This window comes from Nocardia sp. NPDC127579, from assembly GCF_042672005.1.
Lineage (GTDB): Bacteria > Actinomycetota > Actinomycetes > Mycobacteriales > Mycobacteriaceae > Nocardia.
Genome location: NZ_JBHXVZ010000001.1, coordinates 922,683 through 942,828, shown reverse-complemented (window position 1 = coordinate 942,828; position 20,146 = coordinate 922,683). Strand labels below are relative to the sequence as shown.

The following is a 20,146-nucleotide window of genomic DNA, read 5'->3' as shown; positions in this document are numbered from 1 at the left end:
CATTAGGCTTGAATAGAGGTGCCCAGGAAGTGGACCCAATCGCTGGCGTCGCGGCCGCTCATTTTGTAACGTGTTCTAGTACAGAAGGAGGAGGAATCGCGATGGCAGTAACCCCCAAGGGGAGCGGTGGCAAGGTCCGCGAGCTCGATGTGGGCTCCGCGCCTACCCGTTATGCGCGGGGTTGGCATTGCCTCGGCCTGGCCGAATCGTTCCGCGACGGCAAGCCGCACTCGGTGCAGGCCTTCGGCACCAAGCTCGTGATCTGGGCCGACAGCAAGAACGAACTGCACGTGCTGGACGGCTACTGCCGGCACATGGGTGGCGATCTGAGCATGGGCTCGATCAAGGGCGACGACATCGCCTGCCCGTTCCACGATTGGCGCTGGGGCGCCAACGGCAAATGCTCGGCGATCCCCTACGGCAAGCGAGTTCCGCCGCTGGCGCGGACCCGCTCCTGGACCACGCTGGAACGTAACGGCCAGCTGTTCGTCTGGAACGACCACGAGGGCAAGCCGCCGCAGGAGGGGATCACCATCCCCTACATCGACGGCGCCTACACCGACGCCGAGGGCAACCCGAGCGAGCAACTCGGCGAGCGCTGGACCCCGTGGGTGTGGAACACGATGCTCATCGAGGGCGCGAACTGCCGCGAGATCATCGACAACGTGGTCGATATGGCCCACTTCTTCTACATCCACTTCGCCTACCCGACGTTCTTCAAGAACGTCTTCGAAGGCCATGTCGCCACCCAGTTCCTGGAATCGAAGAACCGCCAGGACGTCGGGACCCAGAAGTACGGCGAGGTGCTGCTGGAATCGGTGGCGTCCTACTACGGCCCGTCCTGGATGCTCAACTCGCTGGTCAACAGTTACGGCGGGTTCGAGGTCAAGACCATGCTGATCAACTGCCACTACCCGGTGACGCAGGATTCCTTCATGCTCATGTGGGGCCTGACCGCCGAGAAGCCCGCCGGGCTCGACGACGCGGGCGGCGCCAAGCTCGCGGAGAAGATGATGGAGGGCATCAACGTCGGCTTCCTCGGCGACGTGGAGATCTGGAAGCACAAGTCCAAGGTCGAAAACCCGCTGCTCTGTGAGGAAGACGGGCCGGTCTACCAGCTGCGCCGCTGGTACGACCAGTTCTATGTCGATCTCGCCGACGTGAACCCGAAGTCGACCGACCGCTTCGAATTCGAAGTCGACACCACCAAGGCGAATATCGCCTGGGAGGCCGAGGTCGCGGAGAATCTGCGGCGGCGCGCGGAAGAGGAAGCGGCGCAGGCCGATCAAGCGGAGGCAGGTGTCTGATGACCAGGTGGGCCAAAGCACCCGACTTTGCCGACCAGCCGGAGCGGCGGGCCGAGGTGCGGGCCCAGACCGTGGTCGACAAGCAGCGCTACCTCGAAGACGGTATGACGCCGCTGAAATGCCAGACCTGCGCCAGTGAGGTCCTGGTGCGCAAGTACTCCGCGCACCAGACCTCGGTGCAGTGGACCGGCGATCCGGCCGACCGCTGCCCCGTCTTCGCGAAACTCGGTCCCACACAGAGTCATCCGCATCGCCCGGAATCCTGCGCCGATCTCGAGCGCACGATTCAGTGGGCGGTCGACGAGGGTGTGGTCGAGATACCGAAGTAGCGCTCGCGCTGCTGAAAGGCTCCGTAAACCGTTGGTGTACGGAGCCTTTCGCGTGCGAGCGGTGGGCAGTTCGGCTACTGTCGGGTCGATTCGTCGCTCGGAGCGTGGGGGAAAATTGATCAGCCGAACGGTATTCGTGGTCGCGTTCGCACTCACGCTGCTGGCGGGAAACACCGCGACAGCTGGTGCCGCGCCCGTGCTGCCCCGTCCATCCAGTGTGTACGCCGTCGGCACCACGGCACTGCATCTGACCGACGCGAACCGGCCGGACCCGTTCGTGCCGGAACGCTCGCGCGAACTGATGGTGTCGGTCTTCTATCCGGCCACCGATGCCGAACGGTATCCGCAGGCGCACTACGTCTCCTCGGCCCTCATACCCGATCTGGAAAAGCGTTTCGGCGTATCGCTACCCGGCGTGCTGACCAACGCGCACACCGGAGCGCCCGCACACCCCAGCGGGACCTATCCGGTGGTGTTCTATTCGCCGGGCGCCGGTGTCTCGCGGATCTGGGCCAACGGCCTGGCCGAGGATCTGGCGAGCCGCGGCTATGTGGTGGTCACGATGGATCACACCTACGAGAGCCCCGCTGTGGAGTTTCCCGGCGGGAGAATCGTTCAGCACGTGCCCTTCCCCGCGTTCGACCAGGAGGTTCGTCAGCGGTATCTGGCCGCGCGCCTGGCCGACATGCGGTTCGTGCTGGACTCGGTCGCCCAGCTGGCCTCCGGGAGGAACCCGGACACCGGACAGCGAGCCCTGCCCGCGGGTCTGGATCGTGCCTTGGATCTGGAACACATCGGGGCCGTGGGGCACTCGCTGGGTGGCTACCTGGCGGTCGAGTCGATGCACGGCGACCGGCGGATCGACGCCGCCGTAGACCTCGACGGTCAACTCGGGATCGACGCGGAATTCGGCCGTTCGGTCACCGAAGGCAGCGATCGGCCGGTGCTGGTGCTGACCAGTGCGCAGGCCGAAGCTGTCGGTGACGCGAATCCGTCGCTGAATGCGTTCTGGCAGCGCGGAACCGGTTGGCGGCGGCACCTGACCATGCGGGATTCTGCGCACTACGACTACACCGATATGCCCCTGCTGGTCCCCGACGTCGCCCGACCGGCCGCCAGCACCTATATCGGGCCGATCGCCGGCGCTCGAGCCTACGACCTGACTCGAACATATGTAGCGGCCATGTTCGACCGATTCCTGCGGGATCGTCCGGCCGATATCCTCGACCGGCCCGCTGATCCGGAGTTCACGGTCTTACGCTGACCCGGCGCGCAGGGCGAACCAGCCGGTGCTGGGATCGGCATAGCCGTGGTACAGCAGCGGGATGCGCTGATCCACCTCGAAGTGGCGGTAGACGGCGAGCATGGCGGCACGGACCGCGTGGTCCTGGAAGTCGTCGACGCGGCGGGGCCCGATGGGATGCTCGGGGAGGGCGGCCAGGCGGGTCAGTTCATCGGTGTCGGCCGGGTCCAGGCCGAGCGGCTCCGGGTCGGTGATCAGGTGATCGTGCAGGACCGTGCGGGCCCGGGCGGCATCGGCCAGGCGGGTGGTGAAGGCGTGGAATTCGGCGTGCACGGAACTGGCCGGATCGACCTGGGACTGCATGAGCCCCGCGAGGTCGGAGGTCAACGGCCGGGGCCCGGCGGCTCCGATCGGAACCTGCTCCACGAAGTGCAGGATGCAACCGCCGCGAACCAGCGGTTCGGGCGCCAGGAACACCGCCAGCGCGGGATCCGGATATTCGCGGCAGGTCAGGCAAACCTTGGTGTGCGTCGGATCGGCCATGGTGCCCTCCTTCGAGGGAGGCTCTTCGGTCGCAGGTCGTCCTAGCAGTATAGGCCTTGACGAGCCGCCCGGTCCGAGCCGACAGTGGAGCCATGCGTGGCCTCGCGGAAGAACTCGACCGACCTCCCGAGACGGGATTCGCCCACATCGGCGCGGTCGAAATGCGGCTCACCCCGATGGGCGCCGGCGACTTCCACGGCGCGATCGCCGAAATCGCCCGCGCCGCCACCGAACTCGGCGGCGACTGCTTTCATGTGACCGATTCCCTGGGTTCCCGCGTAGTCGCCGAGGTCTACCGCCGCTATCCGCGCCGCCGCCGCTGGTTGCGCACCTGATTGCCGGATAGGGCGGGCAGATAGTAGGTCGGATAGTACGGGTGTTCCCACACCAGCATCGCGCTCCGGCTGTCGGCCACCAGATGTCCGTGCAGCAGGACCCACACCCGTTCGGCGCAGGGCACGACCTTCACGTCCGGATCGCTCATACCGCCCGACGGTACGCCGGGCGCGGTGCGGCGCCGATTCAGCGATAGGAGTAGCGCAGCGGTGAGGACACCGACAGGTCGGCGAGGAGCCGATCGCAGATGACCATCGGCGCGATACCCGCGCGGGCCAGGCGTGCTACCAGCGCCAATCTCCGTTCGGGCGTGTCCCATTCGACGGTGAGCGGGCCGCGCCCGGGGCCGGCGTCGACGGTCGCCATGACGCGCGGCGGACCGTGCGGCGTCGGCTCTTCGACGAGTTTGAGTACCATCCCGCGCTGCCACGCCTGATAGGTGTCCATATCGGCGCCGATCACCAGTTTGTCGGTCGCGGCACACAACCCTCGGGCGATCTCGTCGTCGACGGCGCCGCGGTCGTAGCGGTACTGCCGGCAGCGGCGCAGCACCTCGAGCAGATCGGCGCGCACCTCGCGCATCAGATCGGTCTGGCGCTGCCGTCGCCGATCCTGTTCGGCGGCGGGTTGATCGAGGCCGTACTCCGCGAGGATCTGCACGGTTCGCGTGGCGGTGCTGCCCTCGCGACGATGGTTCATGAGTTCGGCGCCGAGGGTCAGCGCGGCGAGCACCATGCTGTCCAGTCTTCGCCTGGCCAGCACGACTTCGCGTACCAAATCGAGTTCCAGTTGTTCGCGGGCATTTGGGCGATCCAGGCCCATAGCCATCGCCCCTCACGGGAGTTTGCGGGATCCGTTCATCCCCAGCATGGCACACGAAACGGCTCCGCACGCAATGGTTTTTCGGCTGGGCCGATGCCCGTACGCTGCGCAAATAGCGGATGTAGACCGGCGTTCGCATTCTTGCGCGGCGGTGCTTCGCGACGGCCGGACGACAGACAGCGGGCGCGGCGGGCGAGGGTGGATGGCGCAGCCGCCGTCCTCGCCCGGCCCGCCGAGCAACCGCTCTGGAATCAGGCGCGCTGGCTGCTGATCGACACCACTTCACCGGTCAGGTAGGTGGTGTAATCGCTGGCGAGCATGGCGATGGTGGCCGCCACCTCCCACGGTTCGGCGGCCCGGCCGAAGGCTTCGCGTTCGGACAGGGTGTCCAGGAGTTCGGTGGAAGACACCTTGTCGAGGAATGCGTGCCGGGCGATGCTCGGTGCGACCGCGTTGATTCGAACGCCCAATTCGGCGGCTTCCACGGCACTGCATCGGGTCAGCGCCATGACACCGGCCTTGGCGGCTGCATAGTGGGCTTGACCGTATTGCGCCCGCCAGCCCAGCACACTCGCGTTGTTCACGATCACACCGCCGTGCCCGGCCTCACGGAAATAGGTCAGCGCGGCCCGGGTGCAGCGGAAGGTGCCGTTGAGCGTGATGTCGAGGACGCGGTCCCACTGTTCGTCGGTCATGTCCACGACCGGGGTCTCACCGCCGAGCCCGGCGTTGTTGACCATGATGTCGACCCGGCCCAGTGCCGCGGCCGCACCGCGCACCAGCGCGTTCACCTGCTCGGTGCTCTGCACGTCGCACGCGATGGCCGCGACCCGGCGCTCCGGGAACTCGCCCTTCAGTTCGACTTCGGTTTCGGCGAGCCGCCGCTCGTGCCAGTCCGAGACCACCACGTCGGCGCCTTCGGCCAACAGCCGGCGCGCGGTGGCCGATCCGATACCGGTACCCGCGGCGGCGGTGATGACAGCGACGCGTCCGGTCAGCAGCCCGTGACCGGAAACCGGCTGCGGCGCAACAGAAAGATCAGGCATGTCAACGCGCCTCTCGGGGCAGTCCGAGCACGCGCTCGGAGATGATGTTGCGCTGCACTTCGTTCGAACCTCCGTAGATCGTGTCGGCGCGGGTGAACAGATACATCCGCTGCCATTCGTTCAAATCGTCGTTGTCATCGGCGATCAGGCCCTGCGCCCCGAGCACGTCCATGGCGAGTTCGCCGAGCCCGCGATGCCAGTTGGCCCACAGCAGTTTCGAGACCGAGGCCTGGCCGCTGTCGTCGACCTCGGCGCTGGCCATGGTGCGGATGGCGTGCGCGCGCATGACCCGCAGGCCCACCCAGGCCCGGTCGATCCGGTCGGCGATCAGCGGGTCCTCGGCCGCGCCCGTGCGCCGGGCCAGCGCCTCGACATCGGCGAGTTCACGGGCGAACCGGATCTGCTGGCCGAGGGTGGAGACGCCGCGCTCGAAGGCCAGCGTGCCCATGGCGATCCGCCAGCCCTCGCCGGGCGCGCCGATCACCAGATCGGCGGCGGTGCGGGCATTGTCGAAGAAGACCTCGTTGAATTCCGAAGTGCCGGTGAGCTGGATGATCGGGCGCACCTCGATACCCGGCTGGTTCATCGGGACCAGCAGATAGGACAGGCCCTTGTGCCGGACCGATCCCTTTTCGGTGCGCGCGATGACGAAGCACCAGTCGGCCACGTGGGCCAGCGAGGTCCAGATCTTCTGGCCGTTGATCGACCACTCGTCCCCGTCCAGGTGCGCCGAGGTGCTGACGGCCGCCAGGTCCGAGCCCGCGCCGGGTTCGGAGTAGCCCTGGCACCACAGTTCGGTGACATTGCGGACGCCGGGCAGGAACCGGTCCTTCTGCGCCTGGGTGCCGAAGGCCAGCACGGTGGGACCGAGGAGTTCCTCGCCGACGTGCGAGACCCGCGCGGGGGCGTTGGCCTTGGCGTACTCCTCGTGGAAGATCACCTGCTGGCGCACGGTGGCGTCGCGGCCGCCGTATTCCTCGGGCCAGCCCAGGCAGGTCCACCCGGCCGCGGCCAGGTGCCGGTCCCATTCGAGGCGTTCGTCGAACGCCTCGTGCTCGCGGCCGGGACCGCCGAGTCCGCGCAGTGCGCGGAATTCGCCATTGAGGTTCTCCTCCAGCCACTCCCGCACTTCGGCGGAAAAGGCCGCATCCTGTGCGGCGGTACTGGAATCTGAGGTCTGGATCGCAACCACGACGGTAGGATAACCTACCAAGCACTTGCTTTGTTAGCCTCTTGGCGGAACGGCCCAGCGGACGGTGAGGACAACCGTGACAACCCCTGCACAGACGACACCGATGGCACTGCACGACGCCGCGCGGTCCTTTGGCGATGCACCCGCCTTGGCCGACGGCACCGTCCGGCTGAGTTGGAACCAGCTGCTCGACGCGGTCCAGGAGGTGGCGCGCGCCCTGATCGCGCGCGGCGTGGAACGTGGCGACCGGGTCGCCATGTGGGCGCCCAACACCTACCACTGGGTGGTGGCCGCGCTCGGCGCGCACTACGCCGGCGCCGCCCTGGTGCCGCTGAACACCCGGTACGTCGCCGACGAGGCCGCCGACGTGCTGGCCCGGGTCGACGCCAAGGCGCTGTTCATCGCGGGCAGCTTCCTCGGGCGCGATCGGCTGGCCGAATTGCGTGCGGCGGCACCGGAACTGACGATCGACACGGTCGTGGTCATACCGGTCGAACCGGGCAGCTCGATCGAATCCGACGCGCAGACGCTGGACTGGTCGGCATTGCAGAGCATCGCGGCTCCGGTACCCGTGGCCGATGCGCACAAGCGCGCCGAGTCCGTCGACCCCGACGACCTGTCCGACATCCTGTTCACCTCCGGCACCACCGGCCGCAGCAAGGGCACGCTGGTCGCGCACCGGCAGGCGCTGAGCGTGGTGCGGGCCTGGGCCGAATGCACCACGCTGACCGCCGCTGACCGCTACCTCGTGGTGAGCCCGTTCTTCCACAATTTCGGTTACAAGGCGGGCATCCTGTCCTGCCTGGTGACCGGCGCGGCCATCGTGCCGCAGGCGACCTTCGACGTACCGCAGACCATGCGGCTGGTGAGCGACGAGCGGATCACCGTGCTGCCCGGCCCGCCGACCATCTACCAGACCATCCTGGATTTCCCGGATCGCGAGCAGTTCGACCTGAGCACGCTGCGGGTGGCGGTCACCGGCGCCGCGACCGTGCCGGTGGTACTGGTCGAGCGGATGCGCTCGGAGCTGCGCTTCGATGTGGTCATCACCGGGTACGGCCTGTCCGAGGCCGCCGGTTTCGGGACCATGTGCCGCGCCGACGACGATGCCGAGACCATCGCCAACACCTGCGGCAAGCCGATCGCTGATTTCGAACTTCAGCTCAGCGAGGCGGGTGAGGTGCTGCTGCGCGGGCCGAACGTGATGCTCGGCTATCTCGACGATCCCGCGAGCACCGCCGAGACCATCGATGCCGAGGGCTGGCTGCACACCGGCGATATCGGGACGCTCGACGAGCGCGGCTATCTCAAGATCACCGACCGGCTCAAGGACATGTACATCTCGGGTGGGTTCAACGTGTACCCGGCCGAGGTCGAGCAGGCACTGGCCCGGCTCGACGGCGTCGCCGAATCCGCGGTCATCGGGGTGCCCGACACCCGGATGGGCGAGGTCGGCAAGGCGTACGTGGTGCGCAAGCCGGGCGCGGCGGTCACCGAGGAGCAGGTGCGCGCGCACGCCTCGACCGTGCTGGCCAATTTCAAGGTGCCGCGATTCGTCGAATTCCGGGATCAGCTGCCCTACAGCGCGGCCGGGAAAGTGCTCAAGCGGCAATTACGTGAGGAGATCAAATGAGCGACGGTGTTCCCGACGAGGGCGAAGTCGTCACCTATGAGGTCCGGGGAAGGGTCGCGATCGTCACGTTGAACCGGCCCGACTACCGCAATGCCCAGAACTCGGTGATGACCTACGCCCTGGACGCCGCCTTCGAACGCGCGGTCGAGGACCCCGAGGTCGGCGTGATCGTCCTGGCGGGCAACGGGAAACACTTCAGCGCCGGCCATGACATCGGCACGCCGGGGCGCGATCACCATGTGCGGTACCAGAACAAGGCCGCCCTGTGGTGGGACCATGTCGACCGGGCCGGCGGCGACCAGCGCTTCGCCCGCGAGACCGAGGTGTATCTCGGCATGTGCCGCCGCTGGCGCGAGATCCCCAAGCCGACCATCGCCATGGTGCAGGGCGCGTGCATCGCGGGCGGGCTCATGCTGGCCTGGGTGTGCGATCTGATCGTCGCCGCCGATGACGCGTTCTTCTCTGATCCCGTTGTCCGGATGGGTATTCCGGGTGTCGAGTACTTCGCCCACCCATGGGTGATGGGTCCGCGCGCGGCCAAGGAGTTCCTGTTCACCGGCGACCGTTTCGACGCGGCGCAGGCCAAGGAGTGGGGCATGGTCAACCGTGTCGTACCGCGCGCCGAACTCGAGGCCGAGACCCTGGCGCTGGCCGAGAAGATCGCCGCCATGCCGCAATTCGGGCTCGCCCTGACCAAGAAGGCCGTCAACCAGGCCGAGGACCTGATGGGTATGCGCACCGGGATGGATTCGGTGTTCGGCCTGCATCACTTCGCACACGCGCACAACGCCGAGGTCGGCGCCGATTCACTGGGCGGCATGAACGCCAAGTCGATGAAGGCGACCGCGACCCGGCAGAACGGGACAAGCTAGTGGATCTGGATTTCGACTCCGCGACCCAGGAATTCCAGCGCGAGGTCCGCGAATTCCTGGCCGCCAACAAGCCGGCGGCGCCGTTGCCGTCGATGGACACCAAAGCCGGATTCGAGGCGCATCGCGACTGGGAGCGCACCCTGGCCGACGCGCGCCTGTCCGTGGTGTCCTGGCCCGAGGAGTTCGGCGGCCGGGACGCCTCGCTGCTGGAATGGGTGCTGTTCGAGCAGGAGTACTACGCGGCGGGCGCGCCCGGGCGGGTCAGCCAGAACGGCATCTTCCTGCTCGCACCGACCCTGTTCGAGCACGGCACCCCCGAGCAGCTGGCGCGGATCATGCCGCGCATGGCGCGCGGTGACGATATCTGGGCGCAGGCCTGGTCCGAGCCGGAAGCGGGCAGCGATCTGGCCGGTATCCGCTCCACCGCACGCCGCACCGAGGGCGGCTGGCTGCTCAGCGGCCAGAAGACCTGGAGTTCGCGGGCCGCGTTCGCGGACTGGGCTTTCGGCCTGTTCCGCAGCGACCCGGAGGCGCAACGGCACCGCGGTCTGACCTACGTGATGTTCCCGCTCACCGCCGAGGGCGTCTCGGTCCGCCCGATTCCGCAGCTGGACGGCGAGCCCGGCTTCGCCGAGATCTTCCTCGACGATGTCTTCGTGCCCGACCACGATGTGATCGGCGCGGTCAACGAGGGCTGGCGAGTGGCTATGAGCACCTCCAGTAATGAGCGCGGCCTGTCGCTGCGCAGTCCCGGCCGGTTCAGCGCGACCGCGCAGCGGCTGATCGACCTGTGGGTCGCCGACGGCGACGAAACCGATACCGCGCAGCGGGACGCGGTGGTGGACGCGTGGCTGGGCAGCGAGGCCTACCGGCTGCACACCTTCGGCACCGTCACCCGGCTCAACGAGGGCGGCCGGCTCGGCGCGGAATCCTCGATCACCAAGGTCTTCTGGTCCGAGCTCGATATCGCCATGCACGAGACCGCGCTGGATGTCCTGGGTGTCGCGGGCGAGCTCGCCGGCCCCTGGACCGACGGCTACCTGTTCTCGCTGTCCGGCCCGATCTACGCCGGTACCAACGAGATTCAGCGCAATATCATCGCCGAGCGGCTGCTCGGACTCCCGAGAGGAAGCAGCCGATGAGGTTCGCACTCAGCCCCGAACAACTCGATTTCGGTACCAGCCTGCGTAAATTGCTCGATGCCGGGCAGGTGCCCGCCGCGACGCGGGCCTGGGCCGACGGTGACCCCGCCGCCGGACGCGCGCTGATTCGTCAGCTCGCGAACTCCGGTGTGCTGGGGTTGGCCGTCGCCGAGGACAACGGCGGCGTCGGCGCGGAGCCCATCGATCTGGTGGTCGCCTTCCAGGAAATCGGCCGCGCGGGGATGCCCGGACCGCTGGTGGAGACCGCGGCCGCGATTCCCGCGCTGCTGCAAGCACTTCCGGACAGCGAACCGGCCCAGCGCTGGCTGCCGGGTCTGGCCGAGGGCACCGCGCTGGGCACCGTGGCTTTCGCCGGATCGGATCCGCTGGCCTTGGACGCCGATGTGGCGGACGTCGTACTGGTGGTGGACGGCGACCAACTGCGCCAGGCCGAGCCCGGGACGCTGGTGCGCTCGGTCGATCCGGCCCGCCGCTTGTTCGCCGTCGAACCCGGTGCGGTGGTCGCCGAGGGCGTGGCGGATGCAACCGCCGTCGCGTTCGATACCGGCGCGCTGGCCGGTGCGGCGCAACAGCTCGGCGCGGGCCGCGCCCTGCTGCACCAGGCCACCGAATACGCCAAGCAGCGCAAGCAGTTCGGCAAGCCGATCGGTGAGTTCCAGGCCGTGAAGCAGAAGCTGGCCGATGTGCTGATCGCGTTGGATCTGGCCGAGCCGCTGCTGTTCCGCGCGGCGTTGACCATGGGCGAGGCCACGCGGTCCCGCGACGTCTCGGCCGCCGCGATCGCCTGCGGTGACGCCGCCTATGGTGCCGCCCGAGCCGCGCTTCAGGTGCACGGCGCTATCGGCTACACCGCCGAGTACGACCTGTCGCTGTGGTTGACCAAGGTGCGAGCACTCCGATCCGCTTGGGGCACACCGGATCTGCATCGAGGCCGGATCGCCCGGGCGCTGCGGGCGGAGGCGTCGCAATGACCGGCGCACGCACCATCGTCATCCCGGCGAGCACCAAGCTCCGCAATCACTCCGGAGGCAGGGCATGACCAGTTCCGAACATCAGGAATTCACCGCGTCGGTTCGCGCCCTGCTCACCAAGTACGCGGGGAGCGCGGCCGTGCGCACCGGTATGGACAGCGACCTCGGCTACGACTCGGTGCTGTGGCAGCTGCTCTGTGAACAGATCGGCGTCGCCGCCCTGGCGATTCCGGAGGAGTACGACGGAATCGGCGCGACGCTGCTCGAATCCCTGTTGGTGGTCAGCGAATTGGGCCGGACGCTGGCCGATGTGCCGATGCTTGGCTCCGCCGTGCTCGGCACGCAGGCGGTATTGCTCTCCGGCGACGCCGACGCCTGCGCCCGGCTGCTGCCGGGTGTGGCCGAGGGAAGCCGGACCCTCGCGGTGTGCTGGGCCGGCCCGGACGGCTGGGACGACTGCGGCGTGCACGTCGATGGTGAAACCCTCTCCGGCACGGCCCATTACGTGCTCGGCACGCACGCCGACACGCTGGTCGTGGTGACCGCCGCCGGACTGTTCGAGGTCGACGCGGATACCGCGGGCGTCACCCGGCGCGTGGTCGCGACCATGGACCCGACCCGCAAGTTGTCCGAGATCTCCTTCGCGGGTGTCACCGGCCGCCGGCTCGGCTCCGGCGATCCGGCCGCCGTTCTCGCGCGGCTGCGCGAGATCGCCTGGGCGGCGGTCGCGGCCGAGCAGGTCGGCGCCATGGAGCAGTGCCTGGAGACCACGGTCGAATACAGCAAGTCCCGCGTTCAATTCGGCCGGGCCATCGGCAGTTTCCAGGCGCTCAAGCACCGCATGGCCGATATGTACGTGCTGCTGGAGTCGGCGAAGTCGGCGGCGCACGCCGCGGCCGTCGCGGTCGCGGAGCGCAGCCCGTCGGCGGCCGAGGACGTGTGGGCCGCGCGCGTGCACTGCTCGGCGGCGTTCACCGAGATCGTCTCCGAAACCGTGCAGCTGCACGGCGGTATCGCGATCACCTGGGAGCACGACGCGCATCTGTTCTTCAAGCGTGCGCACGGTGCCGCTCAGCTCTTCGGTACGCCCCGCAGACCGCTGGTCGCGTCGGCGTAATGCGCCCGGTTCGAGGCGTCGGTTCCGGTACCACACTGGACCAAGCAAATGCTTGGTTGTACGATCGCAGTGTGACCGCACCTGACGCCTCGAAATCGGCGGATACCTCGAAATCGGCACGGCGCAACGAACTGCTCCTGCTCGCGGCGGATCTCTTCGCCCAGCGGGGCCTGCGCGCCACCACGGTCCGCGATATCGCCGACGCGGCCGGAATCCTATCCGGCAGCCTCTACCACCACTTCGATTCCAAGGAATCCATGGTGGACGAGATCCTGCGCGGATTCCTCGACGACCTGTTCGGGCGGTATCGGGAAATCGTCGCGGCGGGGCTGAGCTCGCGCGACACCCTGGAGGCCCTGGTTCTGGCCTCCTACGAGTCCTTCGACCACTTCCACGCCGCGGTCGCGATCTACCAGGCCGAGGCCAAGCGGCTGCGCGGCGCGGAGCGCTTCGCCTACATCGACGAATACAACAACGAATTCCGCGAACTCTGGCACCAGGTGCTGACCAACGGTGTCGCGGACGGCAGCTTCCGGGCCGAACTCGATGTCGAACTGGCCTACCGGTTCCTGCGGGACACGGTGTGGGTCGCGGTCCGGTGGTATCAGCCGGGCGGTCCGATCACCGTCGAAAATCTCGCCAAGCAGTACCTGACCATCGTGCTCGACGGACTTACGGTCCAGCACAACTAGTTTGGAGCTCTCTATGTCTGCACCAGCCCGCCGCCCGTACGCTCCTGTCCGCGACGCTTTCGTCATCGACGCGGTGCGCACCCCCGTCGGCAAGAAGAACGGCGCACTGGCCGCCGTGCACCCGGCGGACCTCGGCGCGGCCGCGTTGAAGGGCCTGCTCGACCGCAGTCCGATCGATCCGGGCGCCGTCGACGACGTGATCGTCGGCTGTGTCGACAATATCGGCCCGCAGGCGGGCAATATCGGCCGCACCGCCTGGCTGGCGGCGGGTTTCCCGGAGGAGGTGCCGGGCGTCACGGTGGACCGCCAGTGCGGATCTTCCCAGCAGGCCATCAATTTCGGCGCGCAGGCCATCATGAGCGGCACCGCCGAGGTGGTCGTCGCGGGCGGCGTGCAGAACATGAGCGCGATCCCGATCTCCGCGGCCATGCTCGCGGGCGCGGAGTACGGGTTCGAGTCGCCGTTCGTCGGCTCGCAGGGCTGGGATCACCGGTACGGCACCGGCGAGGTGTCCCAGTTCAACGGCGCGCAGATGATCGCCGACAAGTGGGGCATCTCGCGGCTCGAGATGGAGCAGTGGGCGCTGCGCAGCCACGACCGCGCGCGTGACGCGATCAAGAACGGCCGCTTCGACAACGAGATCGTCCCGGTCGGCGATTTCGCCATCGACCAGTGCCCACGCGAGACCAGCCTGGAGAAGATGGCCGGACTCAAGGTGCTGGCCGAGGGCGGCTCGCTGACCGCCGCCGTGGCCAGCCAGATCTCCGACGGCGCGAGCGCCACCCTGCTGGCCTCGGAGTGGGCGGTGGGGGAGTACGGCCTGAAGCCGCGCGCTCGCATCCACCACGTCAGCGCTCGCGGCGCCGATCCGATCATGATGCTCACCGGCCCCATCCCCGCGACCAAGTGGGCGTTGGAGAAGACCGGCCTGTCCATCGACGACATCGACGTAGCCGAGATCAACGAGGCGTTCGCGCCGGTGGTACTGGCCTGGATCAAGGAAACCGGCATCGACCCCGACAAGGTGAACGTCAACGGCGGCGCCATCGCCCTGGGCCATCCGCTCGGCGCTACGGGCGCAAAGCTTTTCGCGACCCTGCTGAACGAGCTGGAGCGGGTGAACGGCCGCTACGGCCTGCTCACCATCTGTGAGGGCGGCGGTACCGCCAACGTCACCATCATCGAACGCGTTTGAGGTAAGGGCCGTCGGTGGCGGCACGGGTCGCCGCCGACGGCCGCTGTCCCCAGGCCGGATTCCGGGCACCTGGAATCGTGTCCGTCGCGCGATCGTGGTGGGTTGCCGTGCCGCACATGGCTCCCGGGGCGGCGGCGGACGCGGCGACCGAGGCGAATACCGCCGCGGTGGGGGAGCCGGGCTCCGGACAGTAGACGATGATCCGCTGATCCGAATCGGAGATGTAGAGGACCTGGCATTCGAATTCGAGCGGGCCGAGCTCGGGGTGCTGGATCTGCTTGTGGTGGCCGCGCCGCACCTGTACGTCGTGATCCGCCCACATCTGCGCGAATCGTGGTGAGGTGCCCAGCAATTCGGTGACCAGCGCGGCCAGCGCCTGATTGCCCGGATACCGGGCGTAGGTGGCGCGGAGATCGGCGACGGTGGAGCGGGCGAAATTCACCGAGGCTTCGTGCGACCACGGCTCGGCATCGGCGGGCAGTCGGAACATCCAGCGCACCATGTTCCGATCGTCCTCCGGAACCTCGGCGAGATCGCCGACGAACGGGATCGCCATGCGATTCCAGGCCAGGATGTCGTAGCTGGCGTCCACCACATAGGCGGGCACCGCCCAGCTGTCCAGCAGCACCCGGGTAGCGGAAGAGATGACCCGATTCGGCCCGCCGGTCGCCGGCGGATTCTCCCCGGCGATCCGAAACAGGTATTCGCGTTCGTCGGTGCTGAGCATCAGCGCCCGCCCCACCGCCGCCAGCACCTGCCGCGACGGTTTGGCCCCCCGCGCCTGCTCCATCCGGATGTAGTAATCCACCGAAATCCCGGCCAGCTGCGCCACCTCCTGCCGCCGCAGCCCCGGCGTGCGCCGCCGCCCACTCTCGGGCAGCCCGACATCGGACGGACGCAACCGCCCCCGCCGCGCGGTCAGAAACTTCGCCAACTCGGCACGATCGGTCATGAATCCAGTATCGGGCAGCGCGGCAAGCCCAGCGTGGTACAGCCTGTACCACGCAGAGTGCTCCAGGCGTGGATCACCGATTTCGGTCAGGTGAGATCGACAGGCAGCTCACAGGTGAATTGTGTTGTCTTGGAGGAGAATACGAACCGTAGTGTGACCGGCTTGGCATCGATCGCCAACGCGGGTTGCAGCATCAGTGTCCCTACCGACTGCTGGCCGTCCGCACTGCGCCGCCGGAATCCGCCACCGTTGTTGTAGCTGATGCCGAGGTCATCGGTCGCCTCCATGCGAACATCGAATGTGCTTGGGGTGACGTCGACTTCCGCAAGTGGCGGCGTGACCGAGTAGGCGACTGAGAACCCGTCAGGGCTTGTCGTCAACCGATGAACCGTCAGTTCGTGCTGTGGCGTCGCGACCCGGATGAGAGCTTCGAGGGTTATGACTGTCATTGAATGCCTCCTTCGCGGATTGCAGACCACGGAGCGTTCGGTGCTGTCCCGTGGTCGGCAATCGCAGGCTCAGCCTGCCATCGGGCTGGATAGCGCCGCTACCACTGCTCAATTTGCCCTGTTGCATCGGCCGGGAGGTACAGCCTGTACCAGGTTGAGCTGGTCCTCCCATGCCACCGATCGCGCGCGCACCATCGAGATATGACGACACAGCAGATTGCCTTGATCACCGGCGCGAACCGGGGGATCGGATATGAAACCGCGCGCCAGCTCGGCGGGCGCGGGATGACCGTGCTGGTGGGTGCGCGGTCCGCGGAGCGGGGTGCCGAAGCCGCCGAGAAGTTGCGTGCGGAGGGGGTCGACGTGCGCGCGGTCGAGATCGATGCCACCGACGCCGCCTCGATCGCCGCGGCCGCCGCCTGGATCGCTGCGGAGTTCGGGCGGCTGGATGTGCTGGTGAACAATGCCGGGATCTCGGGCGGGAGCTTCGAGAAGCCGTCGGCGACCTCGCTGGACGGGCTGCGAGAAGTGTTCGAGACCAATGTCTTCGGCATTGTCGCGATCACCAACGCCATGTTGCCGCTGCTGCGCGAGGCCCCGGCGGCACGGATCGTCCAAGTATCCAGCGAAGTCGGCTCGATCGGCTTCATGATGGACCAGACCAGCCCGATGTGGTCCGCGGCCGCCATCGCCTACCCGACCTCCAAGGCCGCCCTCAACATGGTGACCGCCCAGTACGCCAAGGAACTCTGGGACACCCCGATCAAGGTGAATGCCGCCAACCCCGGCTACTGCGCCACCGAATTCAACGGCAACAGCGGTTTCCGCACCGCCGCACAGGGCGCCGAAGTCAGCGTCGCACTGGCCACCCTCCCGGCGGACGGCCCCTCCGGCCAGCTCTGGGGCTACCGCTGGGGCGCCGAGGATGACACCACCTACTCTCAGCTGCCCTGGTAGACGCTGTGCAAGCCTCCTTGTAACCAATAGAAGGCGATGCTATTCGTAGTGGCCGCGACAGGCGATGACCGATACCTCGTCGTCTGTGGCTACGTACACCAAGTGGTGCTCTTGGTCGATTCGGCGTGACCAGAATCCGGACAGATTGGCTCGCAACGGTTCCGGCTTTCCGATTCCCTCGGCGTTGCCATTACGCATGATGTCATCGATCAGGCGGTTGATCTTTGCCACCATGCGGCGATCATCGGCCGGCCAGGACTTGTAGTCTGCCCATGCGGTGCCCATGAAGACGACCTTTCGGGTCATTCGTGGGCGTCCTCGATTTCGACGTCGATCAACTCCCGGGGTTCGCCTTCGCCCGCCCGGTACTGCGCGATACCTCTGGCCAGCCATTCCGCGTTCGCGGGGTTGCCGAGTAGATAAGCGGTCTCTTTCATGGCGTTGTATTCGGCCAGGGAGATCACGACCGCCGAACCTTTGCCGCCGGACCGAGTGATGATCACCTCGTCATTGTCCTCGGTCGCCGCGTCGAGAACCGCAGTGAAATTCTCGCGCGCGGCACTTTGATGCATGGCCTGCATGGCACCTCCTCCGTCGCCTTCCGAGGTGCGCGCTACTGCGATGCGGAGGTGGGTGCCTCGGCGAGCGCGGAGACCGCGCCGATGCGGGCGACGGCGTCGGTAATGATCCGATCGATCAGTTCCTGCACGGTGGGCAGGTCCTCGATGATTCCGGCGACCTGGCCGGAGGCGAGCACGCCTGCCTGCGTATTGCCCTCCACCAGACCGGCTTTCAGGAGCATGGGCGTGTTCGCGCCCATCACGACCTGTGACCAGGTGAGGTCCTTGTGCTTGCGAGTGTTCAGGCCCTCCTTTGCCATGGCCGTCCACTTCATGCCGGTCATGTTCTTGAACTTGGCGGCATTGACCAGAGCGGTGACCAGACCGCGCGTGCGACCGGAATGCTCCAGCTTCTCCACGAGCTCGGTCTTCAGCACGCGGTGGGGCATCCCGTCGACCTTGGTGGAGACGACAGTGTCCTGTAGTCCGCGCCTCAGATACTCCTGCTTGACCGAGTCCGGCACACTGCTGTCCTGGGTCAGCAGGAAGCGGGTACCCATGGCGACGCCGGCCGCGCCGTAGGACAGCGCGGCGGCCAGGCCACGGCCATCGAAGAAGCCGCCGCCCGCGACCACCGGGATGTCCACGGCGTCCAGGACGGAAGGCAGCAGCAGCGTGGTGGCGACCGGCCCGGTGTGCCCGCCCCCCTCACCACCCTGGACGATGACGGCATCCGCACCCCACGACGCGACCTTCACCGCGTGCTTCGCCGCGCCGATGGACGGCATGACGACCACACCGTTGTCCTTGAGCCGGGCGATGAGTTCCTTCTTCGGCGCCAGCGCGAAGGACGCCACCCGCACGCCCTCCCGGATCATCATCTCGATGCGATCCGGTGCGTCCGACAGATCGGCGCGGATATTGACGCCGAAAGGCTTGTCGGTCTTGGCTTTCGTCTTCGCGATGGCGACCTCGAGTTCATCGAGGTTCATCGTCGCGGAGGCGAGGATACCGAGGCCGCCCGCGTTCGCGGTGGCGGCGACCAGCCCGGGCCCGGCGACCCAGCCCATACCGGTCTGCACGATCGGGTGCTCGATGCCGACCAGCTCGGTCAGCGGTGTCCGCAGCCGGCTCATGCCTGCACCTCCTTCTCGCGGAATCCCTTGGGATCCAGCACGGTTCGGATGATGCGCAGCTCTTCCTCGGTGGGCAGTCGGGTTTCGCCGGCTTCGCCGAGCCCGGCGATCTCGAACGCGGTGTTCTCGGCGACCTCACCGGCGGTCACGCCGGGGTGCAGCGACAGCGCGCGCATGGTGTGATCGGGCCCGCCGAAGTCGAAGACGCCCAGGTTGGACACCACCCGGTGCAGGTGGTGGAACCGGTAGGCCGGATTCTCCGGATCGATCTTGTCGTAGCCGACGCCGGAGACGATGTCGACCGTCTCGCAGAACACCCGTGCGGTGTGCCGCGGCACGAAGTAGCTGGTGGCGTGGTTGATGGTGTTGCCGGGCGCGCCGCGCACACCGAACATCTGCCGCGAAGGCTGTTGCAGCGCACCGAAAGCCGACAGGTTTTGGTTGCCGAACCGGTCGATCTGGTTCGCGCCCATCACCACGTGGCGGCGGCCGGAGGCGACCACGTCGAACACTTTGGAGAACGGAATCCAGCCCTCGATCGGCGCTTTGCCGCCGATCGCCGGAACCTCGGCGAAGAACAGCGCCTCACCGTCGGAGAGCAGCAGATCCGGTTCGAAGGTGAGCCGGGCCAGGCGCGCGCCGATGGTGGTCACGGTGGACATGGGACTGGCCATGATCTCGCCCGCGCCGCGGAAGATCTCGGCCGCGGCGACAACGCACACCTCGGCCCGGGTAATCGTCTCTGTGCTTGTCACTTCTGCTCCTCGGCGAACGCGCGAACGGCGGCCTGGTACTCGTCCTCGGACACATCCAGATAGCGCGCCTTGAACTCGGCCCACGACTCGGGCGTCTTGGCGGCCTCGACATAGTGGCGCTGGAACTTCTCGTCGCGGCCGTAGCTGCCGGAGAAGCTGAAGTGCGCGCCACCGGGCGCCTCGACGACGCCGTCGACCATCATGCGGTTGAGGATGATCGACTGGTGCGGAACGGCTTTCACCAGTTCCTCGGTTTCCACCAGCCGGTCCGCCGACAGGTAGCGGCGTTCGGCGGCCAGGCAGTACAGGTCGTCGAAGTACGGGTCGACGCCGGTGTAGGCGGCGTTGCCGTGCTTGTCGGCCAGATCCAGGTGCACGAAGGCGGCATCGAGGGTCAGGGCGGGCATGGCGACCAGGGTTTCGGTCTTGCCGTCGGTCGGGTACGGAGATTCGACCGTCTTCAGCTCGCCCTCCCAGAAATCGAGGACGGCCGAACCCAGTCCGGCTCGGATCGGCAGGAACGGCAGGCGGGCGGCGGCGGCCTGTAGACCGCACTTGACCATGCCCTCGTCCATCTCGCGCACGGTGATCTCGCCGCCGGTGCGCGCCTTGGCGAACCACGGGTCGTAGAACGGCGCGGAGTCCAGGGAGACGAAGCCGTAGTAGGCCTTGCGCACCTTGCCGGCCGAGCAGAGCAGGCCCAGGTCGGGTCCGCCGTAGGTGACGACCGTCAGATCCTTGATGTCCGAACGCAATAGGGCGCGCACGAGGGCGAGCGGCTTGCGGCGTGAACCCCAGCCGCCGATGCCGATCGTCATTCCGCTGCGCAGCTCGCCGACCACGTCGTCGAGCGACATTCGCTTGTCGCGCATGGCT

At 67.5% G+C, this 20,146-nt stretch carries 24 protein-coding genes; 12 read left to right on the top strand and 12 right to left on the bottom strand.

Features of this window, described 5'->3' with window-relative positions; translation table 11 throughout:
* Positions 1-101: 101 nt before the first annotated feature.
* The 3 genes from ACFVMC_RS03825 (at position 102) to ACFVMC_RS03815 (ending at position 2,900) form a co-directional block, all read left to right on the top strand.
* Positions 102-1,307 (top strand): Rieske 2Fe-2S domain-containing protein, encoded by a 1,206-nt coding sequence (locus ACFVMC_RS03825; protein ID WP_379206578.1) that lies wholly within the window; start codon positions 102-104, stop codon positions 1,305-1,307.
* A complete protein-coding gene (locus tag ACFVMC_RS03820; RefSeq protein ID WP_379206576.1) occupies positions 1,307-1,636 on the top strand; it encodes a hypothetical protein in 330 nt (109 codons plus the stop codon). Before ACFVMC_RS03825 ends, ACFVMC_RS03820 begins: the two co-directional genes overlap by 1 nt.
* A gap of 115 nt (positions 1,637-1,751) precedes the next feature.
* Positions 1,752-2,900 (top strand): alpha/beta hydrolase family protein, encoded by a 1,149-nt coding sequence (locus ACFVMC_RS03815; protein ID WP_379206575.1) that lies wholly within the window; start codon positions 1,752-1,754, stop codon positions 2,898-2,900.
* Here ACFVMC_RS03815 and ACFVMC_RS03810 read toward each other — a convergent pair.
* Positions 2,892-3,422 (bottom strand): hypothetical protein, encoded by a 531-nt coding sequence (locus ACFVMC_RS03810; RefSeq protein WP_379206574.1) that lies wholly within the window; start codon positions 3,420-3,422, stop codon positions 2,892-2,894. The two genes, ACFVMC_RS03815 and ACFVMC_RS03810, sit on opposite strands and share 9 nt — an antisense overlap.
* Before the next feature lie 92 nt (positions 3,423-3,514).
* Between ACFVMC_RS03810 and ACFVMC_RS03805 the strand changes: the two genes are divergently transcribed.
* Complete coding sequence (locus ACFVMC_RS03805; RefSeq protein ID WP_379206572.1) at positions 3,515-3,757, top strand: hypothetical protein; 243 nt, start codon at positions 3,515-3,517, stop codon at positions 3,755-3,757.
* On the opposite strand, the gene ACFVMC_RS03800 is transcribed toward ACFVMC_RS03805, so the two are convergent.
* The 4 genes from ACFVMC_RS03800 to ACFVMC_RS03785 form a co-directional block, all read right to left on the bottom strand.
* Positions 3,724-3,906, bottom strand: coding sequence for a DUF427 domain-containing protein (locus tag ACFVMC_RS03800; RefSeq protein ID WP_379206570.1), 183 nt, complete (start codon positions 3,904-3,906; stop codon positions 3,724-3,726). The genes ACFVMC_RS03805 and ACFVMC_RS03800 overlap by 34 nt on opposite strands.
* Positions 3,907-3,944: 38 nt before the next feature.
* Positions 3,945-4,580 carry a hypothetical protein gene (locus tag ACFVMC_RS03795; RefSeq protein ID WP_379206568.1) on the bottom strand — a complete coding sequence of 212 codons (636 nt, stop codon included), beginning with the start codon at positions 4,578-4,580 and terminating at the stop codon, positions 3,945-3,947.
* Positions 4,581-4,831: 251 nt separating this feature from the next.
* On the bottom strand, positions 4,832-5,626 hold the full coding sequence (locus tag ACFVMC_RS03790; RefSeq protein WP_379206567.1) for an SDR family oxidoreductase: 795 nt from the start codon (positions 5,624-5,626) through the stop codon (positions 4,832-4,834).
* Between the two features lies 1 nt (position 5,627).
* The gene (locus ACFVMC_RS03785; RefSeq protein ID WP_379206565.1) at positions 5,628-6,818 is read right to left on the bottom strand and encodes an acyl-CoA dehydrogenase family protein; all 1,191 of its coding nucleotides are present in this window, start codon (positions 6,816-6,818) and stop codon (positions 5,628-5,630) included.
* 76 nt (positions 6,819-6,894) lie between these two features.
* On the opposite strand from ACFVMC_RS03785, the gene ACFVMC_RS03780 reads away from it, so the two are divergent.
* From ACFVMC_RS03780 to ACFVMC_RS03750, 7 genes are all read left to right on the top strand, one after another.
* Positions 6,895-8,451, top strand: coding sequence for a FadD3 family acyl-CoA ligase (locus ACFVMC_RS03780; protein WP_379206563.1), 1,557 nt, complete (start codon positions 6,895-6,897; stop codon positions 8,449-8,451).
* Positions 8,448-9,323: an enoyl-CoA hydratase gene (locus tag ACFVMC_RS03775; RefSeq protein WP_379206562.1), complete on the top strand. Its 876-nt coding sequence runs from the start codon at positions 8,448-8,450 to the stop codon at positions 9,321-9,323. Before ACFVMC_RS03780 ends, ACFVMC_RS03775 begins: the two co-directional genes overlap by 4 nt.
* Positions 9,323-10,465, top strand: a complete 1,143-nt coding sequence (locus tag ACFVMC_RS03770; RefSeq protein ID WP_379206560.1) for an acyl-CoA dehydrogenase family protein — start codon at positions 9,323-9,325, stop codon at positions 10,463-10,465. The genes ACFVMC_RS03775 and ACFVMC_RS03770 overlap by 1 nt, the downstream gene beginning before the upstream one ends.
* Positions 10,462-11,457: an acyl-CoA dehydrogenase family protein gene (locus ACFVMC_RS03765; RefSeq protein ID WP_379206558.1), complete on the top strand. Its 996-nt coding sequence runs from the start codon at positions 10,462-10,464 to the stop codon at positions 11,455-11,457. Before ACFVMC_RS03770 ends, ACFVMC_RS03765 begins: the two co-directional genes overlap by 4 nt.
* A 64-nt stretch (positions 11,458-11,521) precedes the next feature.
* Positions 11,522-12,574, top strand: coding sequence for an acyl-CoA dehydrogenase family protein (locus ACFVMC_RS03760; protein WP_379206556.1), 1,053 nt, complete (start codon positions 11,522-11,524; stop codon positions 12,572-12,574).
* A 71-nt stretch (positions 12,575-12,645) separates the two neighbouring features.
* The gene (locus ACFVMC_RS03755) at positions 12,646-13,266 is read left to right on the top strand and encodes a TetR/AcrR family transcriptional regulator (RefSeq protein WP_379206554.1); all 621 of its coding nucleotides are present in this window, start codon (positions 12,646-12,648) and stop codon (positions 13,264-13,266) included.
* 13 nt (positions 13,267-13,279) lie between these two features.
* Positions 13,280-14,461 (top strand): acetyl-CoA C-acetyltransferase, encoded by a 1,182-nt coding sequence (locus ACFVMC_RS03750; protein WP_379206552.1) that lies wholly within the window; start codon positions 13,280-13,282, stop codon positions 14,459-14,461.
* Here ACFVMC_RS03750 and ACFVMC_RS03745 read toward each other — a convergent pair.
* Together ACFVMC_RS03745 and ACFVMC_RS03740 are read right to left on the bottom strand one after the other, a co-directional pair.
* The gene (locus ACFVMC_RS03745) at positions 14,445-15,413 is read right to left on the bottom strand and encodes a helix-turn-helix transcriptional regulator (RefSeq protein WP_379206550.1); all 969 of its coding nucleotides are present in this window, start codon (positions 15,411-15,413) and stop codon (positions 14,445-14,447) included. The two genes, ACFVMC_RS03750 and ACFVMC_RS03745, sit on opposite strands and share 17 nt — an antisense overlap.
* Before the next feature lie 86 nt (positions 15,414-15,499).
* The gene (locus ACFVMC_RS03740) at positions 15,500-15,700 is read right to left on the bottom strand and encodes a hypothetical protein (protein WP_379206548.1); all 201 of its coding nucleotides are present in this window, start codon (positions 15,698-15,700) and stop codon (positions 15,500-15,502) included.
* 363 nt (positions 15,701-16,063) lie between these two features.
* On the opposite strand from ACFVMC_RS03740, the gene ACFVMC_RS03735 reads away from it, so the two are divergent.
* On the top strand, positions 16,064-16,819 hold the full coding sequence (locus ACFVMC_RS03735) for an SDR family NAD(P)-dependent oxidoreductase (protein WP_379206546.1): 756 nt from the start codon (positions 16,064-16,066) through the stop codon (positions 16,817-16,819).
* 39 nt (positions 16,820-16,858) lie between these two features.
* Here the strand turns inward: ACFVMC_RS03735 and ACFVMC_RS03730 are convergent, their stop codons facing one another.
* Genes ACFVMC_RS03730 through ACFVMC_RS03710 form a run of 5 tightly spaced genes read right to left on the bottom strand, consistent with a single transcriptional unit; the run spans position 16,859 to position 20,142 of the window.
* Positions 16,859-17,125 (bottom strand): Txe/YoeB family addiction module toxin, encoded by a 267-nt coding sequence (locus tag ACFVMC_RS03730; RefSeq protein WP_379206545.1) that lies wholly within the window; start codon positions 17,123-17,125, stop codon positions 16,859-16,861.
* The gene (locus ACFVMC_RS03725; RefSeq protein WP_379206544.1) at positions 17,122-17,400 is read right to left on the bottom strand and encodes a type II toxin-antitoxin system Phd/YefM family antitoxin; all 279 of its coding nucleotides are present in this window, start codon (positions 17,398-17,400) and stop codon (positions 17,122-17,124) included. The genes ACFVMC_RS03730 and ACFVMC_RS03725 overlap by 4 nt, the downstream gene beginning before the upstream one ends.
* A 32-nt stretch (positions 17,401-17,432) precedes the next feature.
* Positions 17,433-18,515 carry an NAD(P)H-dependent flavin oxidoreductase gene (locus ACFVMC_RS03720; protein WP_379206543.1) on the bottom strand — a complete coding sequence of 361 codons (1,083 nt, stop codon included), beginning with the start codon at positions 18,513-18,515 and terminating at the stop codon, positions 17,433-17,435.
* Positions 18,512-19,270 carry a CoA-transferase subunit beta gene (locus tag ACFVMC_RS03715; RefSeq protein WP_379206542.1) on the bottom strand — a complete coding sequence of 253 codons (759 nt, stop codon included), beginning with the start codon at positions 19,268-19,270 and terminating at the stop codon, positions 18,512-18,514. The genes ACFVMC_RS03720 and ACFVMC_RS03715 overlap by 4 nt, the downstream gene beginning before the upstream one ends.
* Positions 19,267-20,142, bottom strand: a complete 876-nt coding sequence (locus ACFVMC_RS03710) for a CoA transferase subunit A (RefSeq protein ID WP_379206541.1) — start codon at positions 20,140-20,142, stop codon at positions 19,267-19,269. Before ACFVMC_RS03710 ends, ACFVMC_RS03715 begins: the two co-directional genes overlap by 4 nt.
* Positions 20,143-20,146: the final 4 nt, after the last annotated feature.